Genomic DNA, 14,743 nt, shown 5'->3' with positions numbered 1-14,743 from the left:
TATGGGAATGTGTGCTTGCCTAGTCTAATAGTTCTTCAATCGCAACCATAATCGAATAAGCACCTTCACTCTTGTTTGAAGCAATTACGACCTCTACTCCATTCGCATAGACTGCAGCATGAAAGCTTACACCAGGATCATATCCCATTACATGGTACTTGGTAATCTCATCCGCCTGCTTATCCATCCAAATTCCATAGCCATAGAACTCGTCATCTTCTCCCTCAGCTTGAACGGATACCAGTCTTTCCGTTGTGCTCTTGGTCAATAGCTTTTTACTAAACAAGGCGTCAAATAAGCGTACCATATCATGGACGGTAATAAATGCTCCTCCATCAGCTCCACCTTTTATAGGGATAGAATACATATTACTCTTCCAAGTTCCAGCTGCCACATCATCTATATAGCCTACTGCTGTATTTGCTGGAAGCTGGTCAAGTGAGAAATAACCAGAATCCTTCATGCCCGCTCTTGCAAACACCTTTTGTTCTACGAAATCAGTAAAGCTCATCCCGGCTAGTTGCTCAATAACCAATCCTAGCACAATGAATCCTGCATTATTATAATGGAACTGACTCCCTGGCTGAAACATCATGTCCCGATGTTGAAACATAGGAAGGAAATCCTTTAACTCACGCATTGAATACATCGGCCTTGTTTTCCACAGCTCTTCGAAATCATCCATAACCGACTCATCGAAGTAATCCGGAATACCAGAAGTATGGGATAAAAGATGATGAATTGTTATTTCGTCTGAAAAATTAGAAAACGGAATATCCAAGCAATCACTCAATCTAGTGTCAAAGGTAATTTTTCCTTCGTCTACTAGTATCCCTATGCTAATCGCTGTAAATAGCTTACACCCGGACGCGATACCGAATCTAGTATGCACCGTGTTTATCAATTGATCCGAACGATTAGCATAACCATATGCGGATTCATGAATAACTTCCCCATTTTTCCGAACTAAAATTGCCCCTGAAAATCCTACCTCTGTGACCGCTTCCTTCACTTTACTATCTAATTGTTGCTTCATTCTGCCTCTTCCTTCCCTTTAGAAAAAGCACAATTAAATTCCCTGCAATTGTAGTATAATGTATATATACCAAAAATATCCAGTAGCACTAACGAACTATTTTTCTCATTTTATACTGCGTTCATTTTTCATCGTAGTATAATAAATAGGGTATTTAAGTTTCAAAAGGGAGAGAACACCAATGAAAAACTACAAATCTATTTATTTATTAACCCTTATAAGCCTTTTTCTATTACTTTCAGCTTGTAGTGACAGTACGCCTACAACAGGGGATACGTCTGAAAAAACAAGCGAAGAAAAGGTACAAGATAATTCTAACCCAACAAAAGAGGATGAACAGAATGCAGAAAGTCCTGAGGCTGAAGAAGGATTCGTTCTCCCAACAGAGGATCTCCAAAAAGGTGATCAAAATGATAATGTGATAGGACTACAAGAAGCCCTAATCAAAATTGGGTATGAGATTCCCACTACTGGTACGTATGACAAAGAAACCGTATGGGCAATTACCGATTTACAATTACAGTCAGAGGATCTGATGATAACAGGAAAATATGATGAAGCGACAAGGCTTGTTATAGAGGATTATCTAGATCAAGAGAGTAAAGTAACTTCCGGTGAAGGTTTAGCTTACTCGGAGGATACGTCTTTAGATGAGGAAACTGTTGAACTAAGCAATCCATTTGAAGTACTTGCCTTAATTAATAAGCAACACGCATTGCCTGCAGATTATGTGCCAGCGGACCTGGTTTTCCCAAATGTACCATTTCCATTTGTAGAAGATTTACCGAAAAAGCAAATACGTCAAGTTGCTGCTGATGCGCTTGAGGAATTGTTTGCCGCGGCAGAGCAAGAGGGGCTTGATTTATATGCACAATCCGGATTTCGTTCCTATGAAACCCAGGAATATCTGTTTGCATCCTATGTGAGCAATCATGGCGAGGAAGAAGCTAATAAATTCAGTGCACGACCAGGTGAAAGTGAACATCAATCTGGTCTTGCAATGGACGTTACAAGCCCACAAGTCAATTTTGACTTAGTTACAGAATTCGGAGATACAAAAGAAGGAAAATGGTTAAAGGATCATGCAGCGGAGCATGGCTTCATCATTCGCTACCCTAAAGGAAAAGAAGACATTACAGGATATCAGTATGAACCTTGGCACATACGGTATGTTGGTGTTAAAACAGCTACCGAAATCATGGAACGTGATATAACGTTAGAAGAATACCTTGAAGAATTACAAAGCTAAAGAGAAGCAGGATATCTCAGGGGACCCTTATGAGATATCCTGTTTCTTTATTTCCACAATCTAGTAATCTCTGGCTCTCCATTAGAATAGGCAATGACAAACACATCTGGATTGGTAAGATTCTCCCAATCCTTAAAACGAAAGCTAGGCTGGAAATATTTTAAAATCAATGAGGTTAGTCCTCCATGCGTAGCTAATAGAATATGCTCCTCATCATTTTCCAGTAATTCTTTAATGACTTCAATCCCACGCCTCATAGCTTGAGCACTAGATTCTCCTCCCTCAAATACAAGGTCCAAGTCATCAAAAGTCTGTTCTAGTCTTTCTCGCCAATCATGAAAGAACGTTGTGCTTAATACACGTTCAGATAGTCGATCATCAATCTCAATTGGAATATCCTTTTCTTTAGCAAGTGGCGTGACGGAATCAATGGCACGATGATATGGACTGGAGATAATCCGCTCAACTAGAACATCCGCAAAGAATTCTACTAACTCTAGAGACTGGTTTATACCCGCTTCAGTTAATGAAGCTGTCAATTCCTGACCATTCGCTTGGCAATGTCTTACAAGATAAATCTTCTTCCCCATCGTTATCCCCCTCCTTATCGCTTTCGGACCTCTTCTTCTGCAACTTGTTTTACCCGCTCTACAAATTGCACCACTACTTTATCGCTATTTACTAATTTAAGAAGTAATTTTGTGAACCATTTTAATGGATTATTCGTTGTTGTATATCGGAAGTATGTTTTATGATCTTCCAGCTTTTTCGCTTCATATGATGTCGTAATTTCAAACATATTCGCAAGGGTAAAGGTTACTTTTAACTTCTTAAAATCCGCTTCATTCTCATATTCAATGGTTTCGACATCATATTCTTGCATCCTCTTTCCCTCACGATACTTCTGACGATACACTGCTCCAACAGCATTTTCTGTTCCTTTAACCAATGTGTTTTCGACTACATTTGGCATTATTTTTTGCATATCCTCAAGTGTCCCATCTAGAAGTTTCCATACTTGATCAATTGGTGCATGAATTTCAATATCTCTTGTCCATGTTTTCATCATTTTCCCTCTTTGTTTGCATTTTTCTCTATTTTATCATAGGAATAAAGCAAACAGGATAGGCTCGCCAGTTAAAAATACGGGAGTTTACATATTCTTCAGGACTTCAGCACCTAACTTCTGGATTTACCCGCTGTCTTTCAGGATTGATCCAATCATAGAAAAAAGCGCCTCCACAAGAGAGCGCTTCACTAAAAAGGCTTTATGATCATTAAGGCAATAATAACGAGAAAAATGACATTTTCAATTCTCTCTACGAAGAATAGCTTCTTTGCCATTACATCGTATTCTGCTGGTATCTTCTCCCCTTCTGTATGCTTTAAAAGCTCCTTGATTGGTTTTGATCTTGGTGAAAGTAATAACGGCCCAAAGGCTAGTGCAATAAGGAAAAGGACAAGACTAGTAATATACCATCCCTGTTGGGATAGATACGTATTGATAGTCCCCATTAAAATACCTGTAATTAGCAGCAATGTACCACCAACCATCGTGTAACGATGCATTCTGTTTCGTATTACATAAGCATGTCTTAATTCTGTTAAATTGGTTGCCTTCGATACAATCATCATCATCATGAATCCTGGCCCCATGCCTAAAATTGCTGAAAATATATGTACAAAGACTAAAACATCATAAAATGACATGATATGACCCCCAATACTATATCTACCTCTATCATACACTTTTTCAGCAAAAATAGATGTGATATAAATCACTGACAAAATCCTATATGTTGATCAAGATAGGTTTGCTTTTCCTATTCAAATCATTTACTATTTAAATCAATGAAAACGATTATCAGTCGGAAGTATAATAACAACACAAAAGAGGTGTTAACGATGCAAGTGATAAAGCAACAATCGGAGCTAGCAAAGTTAATTCGGGAACGTCGCTCTATAAAAAAAGGATATAACAATAAAATGGTAAAGGAAGAAACCGTTACTCAATTATTAGAGGATGCTATATGGGCACCAACACATGGGATGAGGCAGCCTTGGAGATTTATCTTTGTTGGAGAAAATCAAAAGCGTGAATTCGCCAAGAAAATAGCAAGTACTTATCCAGAAGAAAAACAAGAAAACCGAGAGAGCTATTTAAATGAGCCGAACGCTATTCTTGTTGTCATTATGGAAAAAGGGGACAACCAAAAGAAGCAAGATGAGAACTTTGGTGCCACTGCTTGTTTGATTCAAAACTTCCAACTTCTCGCATGGGAACAAGGACTTGGTGTTGTTTGGAAAACCAATCCTCATATTTACGACCCAAATGTAGAGGAAATTCTTCAGGTTCAGGAAAACGAACGGATCGTTGGATTCCTGCATATGGGATACTTTGATGAGCAACCAGAGAAAAAAGAACGGATCCCATTAAGGGAAAAATTCACCACATTTCATGTCGAATAACAGATTAATTTTCGTTTTTATGAAAAAAATTGTCTACCTAGATTGTTCCAAGTAGACAATTTTTTTAATGAATGAAAATTTTCTACTAGAAATGCATCAAATAGACAACTTTCTCCATGTGTGGTGATTTTTGTCTGATAGGTGAAACGATTAGACAATATGATACAGCTTGATCATAATTTGTCTAATCGAATCAATCTTTGGCTTTGTCTTGTCCATCAGTCAGAAAAGTCTCGCCCACTGGACGAGACTTTTCTTCATTATTCCCAAACGGTATTCTTTAGCTTAGCATCATTCTCACTGCGTTCTAATGCCAAATCAATTAAGCGACTGATTAATTCCGAGTATGGAATACCACTAATCTCCCATAGCTTCGGATACATGCTAATCTTTGTGAAGCCCGGTAGCGTATTTATTTCATTAATGTACAATTCCCCATTTTCCGTTAAGAAAAAGTCAACTCGAGCTAATCCTTCACATTCTAATGCCTTAAACGCTTCAACTGCAGTCGTTTGTACCATTTTCACTTGCTCTTCAGTAAGCTCGGCTGGAATTGCTAGTTCTGCGCCTTTTTCATCAATATATTTAGACTCATAAGAATAGAATTCCGTATTCGGTAAAATTTCACCAGGAATTGAGGCGATTGGATCATCATTTCCAAGTACAGCACATTCAATTTCACGGCCAACAATATTTTCCTCGATGACCACCTTATGATCATATTGGAATGCTGCATGTAAGGCCGCATAGAATTCTTCTTCATTTTTCACTTTGCTAACACCTACAGAGGAGCCTTGGTTAGCCGGTTTAATAAACATTGGAGTCCCTAACAATTCTTTAACATCTTCAAAGTTTACCTTATCCTTATTCGGGCGCTTCACCGTAATCCCTTTGGCTACCTTTATTCCGGCAGCATTTAGTAGTCTTTTTGCAATATCTTTATCCATACATACAGAAGAACCTAGAACACTAGGTCCGACGAAAGGAAGATTTGCCATACGAAGCATTCCTTGTAAACTGCCATCCTCCCCAAGCGTACCATGTACAATTGGGAAGATGACATCCAATTGCTCTAAGCTTACGGCATTTTCAACATGGATTAATTGATTTGTTGCAGAACCTGGTACAATCGCAACATTATCATCCGATTTATTCAACGCAATTAATTTAGGATTCTCTGAATTTAATAAATAGGAAGATTGATCATTTAAATGCCATTTTCCCTCTTTATCAATTCCAATTAATGTAACATCATATTTTTCTTTATCGATTGCATCAACAATATTTTTAGCAGACTGAAGGGAAACTTCATGCTCTGCAGATTTACCACCAAAGATAATACCTACTTTTGTCTTCTTCAATTTAGACGTCCTTTCTAATAGAAGGTAAATAAAATTCCATACAATTAAAATAGCATAGTTTAGCTTGTTTGTAATAGTACTAACGTAAAAAAATATAGAGGCACCTGACCCACCCCTTAGGCAGCAATCATAATTCCTCCCTCAGTCGAATACATTCTAAAGGGACAATCAATCATCTTTTATAGGAGCTGGAAACATGTCATTTATATTAACTACGATATTAGTAATTTGTACATGTCAAATACTCAGTATCATTATCCTCAATGCCCTTCATCGAAAGCACTTATCTAATATGCATGGAATGCTTACATCGATGGCACTTGGAATGCTATCAGGCATCCTTTTTGGTACGGTCATTAGAATACTTCAAAATGGTGACTTATTTATGTCTACCTTTCTTGCGATTCTTATTGGACTTTCTATTGGTTTTATAGCTGGATTACCGTTCAACCTATTCGCCGTCATTGATGGTAGTATATCCGGCATGATGGGCGGTATGATGGGTGCGATGCTAGGCGAAATGATTCCGATGTTCAACCCAGATGCAACCATCAAATTATTGGCATTCTTTACGATTATGCTCCTACTTATTATGACCTATCTAACTGAAGAATCTATTAAGGGAAATCGGATGATATCTGTTCGTACGCATCCTTTTTTCTATACGATTACGATCGTCTTATTATTTTTTCTCATTAAAGATATCCCGATCATAAACATAGAGCAATATCATAATCACTCCTTCTTTGACTTCCGATAATAGAAGATGAACCAAATCGCTAGTAAGACAATGCCAATAATAACGACATCATATAGTGAGCCTGGTATCGAATTCTGTTTAAGCTCTGCTACCTTTAAATGATGGGACAAATTTATTTCCGTATCAGTAAATGATGGCCACTCCCTATCGATAAAGAATCGTTTATTGTTATTAGCTAGTTTCCTAAACGCTTCCCCATCTAAATAAATTGGTGATACTTCCTTACCATCGCTTTTGAAATGGTCAAATCCATAATCCAATAATGCAACCGTATCCTGGTAGGCACTTTCCTGGGTTGATGCATCAAGCGTAATCACAATTAGATCAAGATTTTTTCTACTTGCTGTAGTAGCTAACGTAAAGCCTGCTTCTGGAACATAACCCGTTTTACCACCATTTACACCAGGATATGGTGCTTCCCTAAGAAGCTTGTGATGTGTATATAATGTTGTCTGCCACTTCTTTCCTTTCCATTCTAGCTCTGTTAAGCCAAATATCTCTCGGAAATCCTCATTATTAATTGCATATTGGGTTATCATGGCAAGATCCTCTGCACTAGTAACATGCTCCGCATCATATAACCCATGAGGATTGCTGAAATGGGTGTTCTTAACACCAATTACTTGTTCCAAATATTTATTAAGCTCATCGGAGAAATGTTCCACATCTCCACTGAGATGCTCGGCAATTGCTACTCCTGCATCATTTGCTGAGTTAACTAATAACCCCTTTATTAATTGCCTTAAGCTAAGCTGTTCCCCTTCTTCCAGAAACACGGATGACCCTTCTGTACGATAAGCATGTTCACTCACCGTTACTACATCATCTAATTCACCTTGCTCAATAGCATAAATGGCCGTAGCAATTTTCGTTAAGCTTGCTGGATATAGCTTTTTTGACGAATTTTTCTCATATATCACGGTACTTGTATTCGCATCTCCTAAAATAGCTGCTCCACTATTAATACGTGGTGGTTGACGCTCTTCTGCTGCAGCAAATGTAGATCCAAAAAGTAAACTATGTAGACAAAATAGTATAAACATACTCAAACAGACTCGTATTCTCATAATCTTCCCTCACTTATTGCTTGTTCACTTTCTCTATTTTAAAAGAAATTATTAACATAGATGGCAAAATCAATGAATTGTAAAGTTTATTTAAAAGTTGTTATATCTATGTAATCTATTACCAAAAATAAAGAACCAGCTAGTTGAACTGGTTCCTTTTTCATGGGTAGGGCTAAAATCTATTAGCTCCCATGTGTAGAGTTAATTTATACATAATCCGCTAACCCCTTGTCGGTGTTGGCTTTTGACATGATGAACCAACACATATTCTTCCTTTTGTCAGGATATCTGAATCATTTTTAATAGAAATAGACTAGTAAACAACCATGATATCTGAATTAACATAGATTATAGTGTATAAAAAATTCATATGAAAAGGAGAGATAATAGCATGAGTTGTTGTTCACATGGAAAACACTCAAGTGAATGTGTCTGTGACGTGGTTCGTAAAATTGTTCTCGCTCAAAACGAAGTAGCCGCAGCTCAAGATGATTGCTGTACTACAGGGTGCGAGAATGCAATCGAACAATTACTTTCACCAACTACGGTTCCTGCTAACGGACCAACGACAATTCCGTTTTTGTTATATTGTAAAGGGGATTGTGATTTGTTCTTTGCAACAGGGATTGCGCAAAATAACTCTGGATTTGACTGTGTGGAAACTCCAGTGTTTAAGGCAAAGAAATTTAAAAAAGGTTGCTGTGTTGAATTAGAATTACTAGAATTCGATACACAAGGTAGCGGGAACTTATTATGTCATTCCAAAAAAGATTTGTGCCACTTCATCCCAAACAACGCTACTGGTGAATTCGTCGAGACTGGTATTTGTATAACCGTAGACTTGAATAACTTTACTGGAATTCAATGTCTAAACCCAGTTACACCAATTGTAGCTCCTGCTTCGAAAAGCTGTTAGAAAATATGCCTCGAGTCTAAACTTAGTAGACTCGAGGCATTCTTTTATGAAGAGGCTGGGACAAAAGAATTTATCTTAAAGGAAAAACCGAATGATGAGCAATGACCACGCTCCGGAAATATACTTGCGGTTGCTTCCAGTACAGGGGCGACATCTGCTCGAGAGAACCTCGCAGTGTCTTCTTTACACTTTATCACAGCATAAGTGCGACATCTGCTCGAAAAAACCTCGCAGTGTCTACTTTACCGCCGGGCGGCTGGTGAGACTCCTCGCGCTACTTCTTTAGGGGTCTCAACCTTGCCCTATCCTCCCCGCTTTCGTCTACGTATATTTCCGGAGCTAGTATCGTGTATCATTCGGTTTTACATTTAATTCTTTTTGTTATGTCCCAGCCTCTATCATTACTATACTTCCCTACGCATTGCTCGTAGTACGTCAATTTGAGTAGCACGTTTTGCTGGCCCTGTTCCTGACAGAATTGTAACCACTAAACAAATGGTAACCGCAATAACAACTAGACTCCACGGGATAGCAGAGAATTGTAATCCCTCAGGCATCTCTTGTGAAAATGCCATTTCCAAAATCATCGGTAATGCAATATTCACGACTATACTAATCACATATGCTACGATTGTCCCAATGATTGCACCGATGATACCGATATAACTACTTTCCAACAAGAAGATTTGTTTAATAGTCTTCGGATTGGCACCAATAGCCTTCATAATTCCAATATCCGGAGCTCTTTCGGTAACCGCCATCGTCATCGTATTATAAATTCCAATCGAAGCAATAACTAATGCAATTGTCCCAACAAGAATTAATCCTGCTTTTGCAATGGTGAACAGAGTATTAATTTGATTCATTTCACTAACAACCGAGTACGATGCATAATTCTCTTCATTAAGCGTATCCACGATTCCTTGTACCGCTTCAAGGTTATCCGCATAGACGTTTACTTCATCATAAGAAGTAAGAGAAGTAGTCTCTAATATCTCAGAATCCACGCCTAGCTCTCCACCTGGCGTTCCCGTATAAGCTTCCACCTGTTGGAATACTTCTTGAGAGATAAATACATCGGTATTTGTCAACCACTCTCTTCCAGGCTCCTTTAGGATACCTACAATCGTTAATGGAATCTCCTCCGCTTTGTCTTCTTCGGCACTTTTTTGAACGGACATCGTAATGGTCTTTCCAATAATACTACCAGAATAACGTAATTCCTCTTTTATTTCTCCCGTATCTTCATCGTATGGATTTTCTTCTGTTTCTAAATGTAAGTTATTCGCAAAATGATACCCGACTACTACTTCATTTGCTTTTTCAGGTAATCTTCCTTCATCTAACTCCAATCCAGCAGCTAACTCAGAAGGGAAGTGAGTCGACACTGCATTTGCACTTATTTCATAGTCATCAAGGGAATAAGTTGGATACTGTCTTAATTGCATTCTTCTAGTTACAGACCTAACATTATCTAATTTTTCCAAGGACTGTACATCTTCCATTGTTAGAGATTGATAATTACCATCTACTTCTTTAGCATAAATATCAATTTTTGTTACTGTTTGATCCTCCAGTGTATCTTTTACAACACTTTGCTGTAGCCCATATCCAATAGAGGCTAACACGATTAAGAATGCACATCCCATTGCCGTTGCTAAAATAGTCATATAAGTACGTGCTTTATTCTTTTTAATGTTTTGTCTTATAAAGCGAAACTTATCCTTTAATCTCATATCGTTTCCACCCCTTCCATTAAACTACCATCTTTAATCGTAATAGAACGATGGCCGATACGAGCAACCTCTTCATCATGCGTAATAATAAGGAACGTAATACCCAAATCTTGATTAAGATTTTGAATAATGTCTAGTATTTCCGCTTCTGTTTCACTATCTAGACTTCCTGTTGGTTCGTCAGCAAGGATTAGTGCTGGTTCCAGTACTAATGCCCTTGCTATACTAACTCGTTGTTGTTGACCACCTGACAATTCGCTAGGATAATGGTCCTGATATTCTATTAATCCTACTTTCTCTAACAATTGGTTAACCATTTTTCTTCTATTTGATTCATTTTCCCCTCTTAAAATCAGCGGAAGTTCAATATTTTGATACGCGGTCATACTAGGTATCAATTGAAAGCTTTGAAAAATAAAGCCTATATTTTCAAGACGAAAATCGGCAAATTTTGCCTCAGAATAATCAGATACTAGATTCCCATCAATCCAAATCTCTCCTTCTTTAGCACGGATAAATCCACTAATTAGATTTAGTAGCGTGGACTTTCCCGAACCACTCTTCCCAACAACAGAAACAATTTCTCCTTTGTGTACTTCCATTGAAATATTCTTTAATACTGGTACAATCGTTTTCTTTCCTTTTTTACCCAGTTCAAATTGGTGGCTTAGCTTCTCTACTTTTATCACAATATTTCCTCCATGTTTAATTCATTATTAATCGATAGAACCGCAATTCGTGTTCTTCGTTTTCTTCATCTGGGTTTTCCATACCTATTTCCCCTTCAAACAGTACCTCTCCATTGTGAATTGCACCAACGAATACTTTGCCAGAGTTAACATCATCCTTATTACCTATCGCATACATTTTATCGTTTACTATTGTAAGATTCGACAAACCCCGAAATCCTGAATCATCTAGGTTAAACTTTGCTTTGGATTGTACAGATAGATCCTGTTCATTAATCTCTAGTATGGTAACTGTATTTTCTAACTCATAGACCAGATACACTTGTCTATCCTGTACAAATCCCCACGTACGCGCATCTAATAATTCGTTCGCTATCTCTTTATCGAAGATAACTTCTTGGAGTTCTTTACTTTCCAAATCATATAAATAGAAGGACCTATTAACCACGCTGATTTCAGTTGGTTCATTATCTACTATCTCCGTTTCCAGTTCAGTACCCTCTACTTCTCGTCGGTTCTGATCCTTTTGCAAGAAGTAGAATTTCTGCTCTGAAATATCTTCTGAGTCATTTAAGAACATAATATCCTCCCAGTTATTAGCATCTTCAACGCTCTCACTTACTAGCAGGGGATCATCTGCACTAATCTTATGAGAGGAAATATCAATCGTGTATACCATTAACTCACGAACATAACGACCAGCATTTCCATAATGATTAGACTCTGTTAATACTTTTAATTCTCCATTAACTAATTGAACATCTGACACTACGATATCGTAATAAAGCCCTTGACCAGGTATCTTTATTTCAAATGAATTAGACTTGTTGGTCTCCTTGTTTAAAACATCTACGTAAAAATAGTTCTCAGCATCCTCGTAGTGTAATCTCGATGATGTTGACTTAACCGTGACATAAGCGACAAATTCGTCATTTTCAAAGAAATTTCCTGTATAAATCCATTTCCCTCTCATAAAGTTCCGATACTTTTCCTTTAACTTAGTCGCATTATTGATGGCAAAGGGGGATTCTAAATTCTCAAAGAAGGACATTTGCCCTCGATAAACAGATCCTTCTGTACTGACCGTGACAGTACTATAATTACTTTTTCCATCATATTCCCCTACTAGTAAGACGTCGTTCATGACTGATTTATCCCCGTCAATTGTCTTCAGTGTTAATTCAGGAAATTGTTTGGCAACCACTAATGATGTATAAATAAAGTACGTTACAAGTACTATAATAATCACGAGACTTAGCGCTATAAGCTTCCAAAATCGTTTCAATATCATTTCGTCACACCCTTATCTTCTTATTTAACAAGTAATGACTCATCCAAATGGCACCGCTAGTTACAATTAGAGCTGCTACTACCATTAGAATGAATATTTCAGTTGGATAGAAGAATCCCTCCACTAAAAACTCTTGAATCAATAATGGAGATATAAATACAAAGAATGAAAGAACCGCAAAAACCACACCTAATATAATTCCCTTCCAACGAAAACACCTTTCAAATAGCACACCAGTAAATGCAACCAATACCGTCATCAATCCAATTCCATAATGAATGAAGAACTGGATAAACGAAGTGGGATATAGCACTCGTAAAGAATCAAAGCCGTATAGTATTTCATTTAGTGTGAGATCTTCCCTCAACTGACTTGGGACAATTAGCTTCATTACTTCATTTTCTATCATGATGAAAATAAGCTGAATAGCAACGAGCCCAAGTACCATTAAAAAGATGGCAGTTGCCTTTGCAAAAAATACATTAATTCTAGCTGTCGGTAACATTAGTAATCGGTAGGCAAATGTGTTTTTTCCGAACCAATCCCGATACCATATGAAAAACACATAGATTAGCAAGGTAACAACACATAATGAGATAGGTGCTGTAAACCATAATGACCTTGAGATTATACTAAAAGAGAAAATCCCCCACCCCATTAAAGCCTGTTCTACAGAGTTACCTTCTGAAATAAGCTTCTCTATATCACCTATATAATTATTCGAGATAAACACTACACCTATTAGCTGCATAATGAGCGTAATTCCAATTAACACTACATATATTTTGAAGAAGCGATTCAGTTCAAAGTTAGTCAATTTTAAATAGCGCATCATGGCTGGTACACCTCTCTCATTACATCGATTATCGATTTTCCTTCTATTTCTCGTACTTCTTCCGCATTGAACTCTCGTAAGACAACTCCCTCATTTAAAATAACTGCCTTGTCGATTAAGTGTTCAATATCATTGATTTCATGTGTTGTTATAATGACGCCTCTGTCCTCTACTAGATGGCTAGTAAAAACATTGGCAATTTGTTCTCTACTAAATATGTCAATCCCCGAAAATGGCTCATCCATTAATAGATAATCAACATCCAATGCAAGACCAAGTAGCATATTCACTTTAGCTGTATTCCCTTTTGACAGAGAAGAAATGCGGTCATTCGCGTCCAACTTAAAGAAGGTTAGCAAATCCTCTGCTCGCTTTTGATTCCATGACTGATAAAAATCCGCCATAAATGTCATCGCATCGGAAATTTTCATGTTAGGAGGCATAGTAATTGCATCTGGAATAAAGGTCACCTTTTCAAAGCTACCTTTGTGAAGCTTCTCACCATCAATTAGTATTTCACCACTATTAATAGGTGTTAGATTCATAATCGCATTTAAGATAGTCGTTTTTCCGACACCATTTATTCCAATTAAACACGTAATCTCACCTTTATTTGCAGCAAAGCTAACCCCTTTTAACACCGGTTTTCTACCAAACTTTTTGGTAATACCCTTTATCTCAATCATGCTTCTCCCTCCTGTTCTTCCAATCTCTTTTCGTAATTTTCCTTCACTAGATGAAGCACTTCATCAAGTGGTACATTAATCGTTTGTACAGAAGCAATAAATGAATGGACTGCTTCTAGAATCAATTCCTCTCTAACTGCTTTAATCACATCTGCATTATTCGTAATACGACTTGGTAAATTTCTCTCCGTAAATATCAACCCTTGTTCCTCCATTTCCTTATACGCCCTTTGCGCTGTATTAGGATTAATTTTCATTTGATTTGCTAGTTCACGTCGAGATGGAATCTCCTGACCAGGTTCAAAAATACCGGTAGCAATTTGCTCCTTAAAATGTCGAATTACCTGAACATAGACAGGATCTCGGTTGTTAAACTTTATATTCATAGCTACAACTCCTATATTTACTTGGTAACTGTTCCCTTACTGTATTAACCCCTTAATACACACTTGGCAAAAAAAACATGTATTAAGGGCTTAATACACCACTCAAGTGTATTATACGATTAATACACCAATAGAGTCAACCTTATTTAAAAAATAGTTTTCCCAAAGACGCCTTTCATGAACATTTCTGCTGAAGGTGATATGATGAGTACAAACTAAAAAGGTTGTTTCTACTGAGGACTAGCTTACTTTGTTTCGAGCT

16 protein-coding genes are annotated in these 14,743 nt (G+C 37.5%); 4 read left to right on the top strand and 12 right to left on the bottom strand.

The genetic code is table 11. The annotated features are described in order from the left end of the window. Positions 1–19: 19 nt before the first annotated feature. The gene (locus tag AAIB49_RS07460; protein ID WP_343457659.1) at positions 20–1,036 is read right to left on the bottom strand and encodes a serine hydrolase domain-containing protein; all 1,017 of its coding nucleotides are present in this window, start codon (positions 1,034–1,036) and stop codon (positions 20–22) included. Between the two features lie 181 nt (positions 1,037–1,217). Between AAIB49_RS07460 and AAIB49_RS07455 the strand changes: the two genes are divergently transcribed. After that, positions 1,218–2,285, top strand: coding sequence for a D-alanyl-D-alanine carboxypeptidase family protein (locus AAIB49_RS07455; RefSeq protein ID WP_339217208.1), 1,068 nt, complete (start codon positions 1,218–1,220; stop codon positions 2,283–2,285). A 47-nt stretch (positions 2,286–2,332) separates the two neighbouring features. On the opposite strand, the gene AAIB49_RS07450 is transcribed toward AAIB49_RS07455, so the two are convergent. The 3 genes from AAIB49_RS07450 to AAIB49_RS07440 all read right to left on the bottom strand — a co-directional run bounded on the left by AAIB49_RS07450 (position 2,333) and on the right by AAIB49_RS07440 (position 3,995). Further along, on the bottom strand, positions 2,333–2,875 hold the full coding sequence (locus AAIB49_RS07450; RefSeq protein ID WP_339217210.1) for a histidine phosphatase family protein: 543 nt from the start codon (positions 2,873–2,875) through the stop codon (positions 2,333–2,335). 14 nt (positions 2,876–2,889) lie between these two features. Then, entirely contained in the window at positions 2,890–3,351 is a 462-nt protein-coding gene (locus AAIB49_RS07445) for an SRPBCC family protein (RefSeq protein WP_186869594.1), read from the bottom strand. Positions 3,352–3,542: 191 nt separating this feature from the next. After that, on the bottom strand, positions 3,543–3,995 hold the full coding sequence (locus AAIB49_RS07440; RefSeq protein ID WP_343457658.1) for a DUF2269 family protein: 453 nt from the start codon (positions 3,993–3,995) through the stop codon (positions 3,543–3,545). 195 nt (positions 3,996–4,190) lie between these two features. Between AAIB49_RS07440 and AAIB49_RS07435 the strand changes: the two genes are divergently transcribed. Continuing rightward, entirely contained in the window at positions 4,191–4,754 is a 564-nt protein-coding gene (locus AAIB49_RS07435; protein WP_343457657.1) for a nitroreductase family protein, read from the top strand. A gap of 260 nt (positions 4,755–5,014) precedes the next feature. Here the strand turns inward: AAIB49_RS07435 and ddlA are convergent, their stop codons facing one another. Continuing rightward, positions 5,015–6,115, bottom strand: a complete 1,101-nt coding sequence (gene ddlA, locus AAIB49_RS07430; RefSeq protein ID WP_339217215.1) for a D-alanine--D-alanine ligase — start codon at positions 6,113–6,115, stop codon at positions 5,015–5,017. Between the two features lie 196 nt (positions 6,116–6,311). Between ddlA and AAIB49_RS07425 the strand changes: the two genes are divergently transcribed. Then, positions 6,312–6,875 (top strand): hypothetical protein, encoded by a 564-nt coding sequence (locus tag AAIB49_RS07425; protein WP_343457656.1) that lies wholly within the window; start codon positions 6,312–6,314, stop codon positions 6,873–6,875. Here AAIB49_RS07425 and AAIB49_RS07420 read toward each other — a convergent pair. Next, on the bottom strand, positions 6,851–7,942 hold the full coding sequence (locus AAIB49_RS07420; protein WP_343457655.1) for a D-alanyl-D-alanine carboxypeptidase family protein: 1,092 nt from the start codon (positions 7,940–7,942) through the stop codon (positions 6,851–6,853). The two genes, AAIB49_RS07425 and AAIB49_RS07420, sit on opposite strands and share 25 nt — an antisense overlap. 391 nt (positions 7,943–8,333) lie before the next feature. On the opposite strand from AAIB49_RS07420, the gene AAIB49_RS07415 reads away from it, so the two are divergent. Continuing rightward, on the top strand, positions 8,334–8,858 hold the full coding sequence (locus AAIB49_RS07415) for a CotY/CotZ family spore coat protein (protein WP_339217219.1): 525 nt from the start codon (positions 8,334–8,336) through the stop codon (positions 8,856–8,858). A 404-nt stretch (positions 8,859–9,262) separates the two neighbouring features. Here AAIB49_RS07415 and AAIB49_RS07410 read toward each other — a convergent pair whose 3' ends face one another. From AAIB49_RS07410 to AAIB49_RS07385, 6 genes are read right to left on the bottom strand one after another with little or no spacing between them, the layout of a single operon-like run. After that, complete coding sequence (locus AAIB49_RS07410; protein ID WP_343457654.1) at positions 9,263–10,594, bottom strand: ABC transporter permease; 1,332 nt, start codon at positions 10,592–10,594, stop codon at positions 9,263–9,265. Beyond that, the gene (locus AAIB49_RS07405; protein ID WP_343457653.1) at positions 10,591–11,283 is read right to left on the bottom strand and encodes an ABC transporter ATP-binding protein; all 693 of its coding nucleotides are present in this window, start codon (positions 11,281–11,283) and stop codon (positions 10,591–10,593) included. Before AAIB49_RS07405 ends, AAIB49_RS07410 begins: the two co-directional genes overlap by 4 nt. Before the next feature lie 16 nt (positions 11,284–11,299). After that, a complete protein-coding gene (locus AAIB49_RS07400; RefSeq protein ID WP_343457652.1) occupies positions 11,300–12,574 on the bottom strand; it encodes a hypothetical protein in 1,275 nt (424 codons plus the stop codon). A 4-nt stretch (positions 12,575–12,578) separates the two neighbouring features. Further along, positions 12,579–13,409 carry a hypothetical protein gene (locus AAIB49_RS07395; RefSeq protein WP_343457651.1) on the bottom strand — a complete coding sequence of 277 codons (831 nt, stop codon included), beginning with the start codon at positions 13,407–13,409 and terminating at the stop codon, positions 12,579–12,581. Beyond that, positions 13,406–14,095, bottom strand: a complete 690-nt coding sequence (locus AAIB49_RS07390) for an ABC transporter ATP-binding protein (RefSeq protein WP_211742318.1) — start codon at positions 14,093–14,095, stop codon at positions 13,406–13,408. The genes AAIB49_RS07395 and AAIB49_RS07390 overlap by 4 nt, the downstream gene beginning before the upstream one ends. Further along, on the bottom strand, positions 14,092–14,481 hold the full coding sequence (locus AAIB49_RS07385) for a GntR family transcriptional regulator (RefSeq protein WP_339217222.1): 390 nt from the start codon (positions 14,479–14,481) through the stop codon (positions 14,092–14,094). Before AAIB49_RS07385 ends, AAIB49_RS07390 begins: the two co-directional genes overlap by 4 nt. Positions 14,482–14,743: the final 262 nt, after the last annotated feature.

The sequence above is a fragment of the Ornithinibacillus proteolyticus genome (assembly GCF_039581225.1).
Classification (GTDB): domain Bacteria; phylum Bacillota; class Bacilli; order Bacillales; family Amphibacillaceae; genus Ornithinibacillus; species Ornithinibacillus massiliensis.
This window is presented reverse-complemented; position numbering and strand designations above follow the sequence as displayed.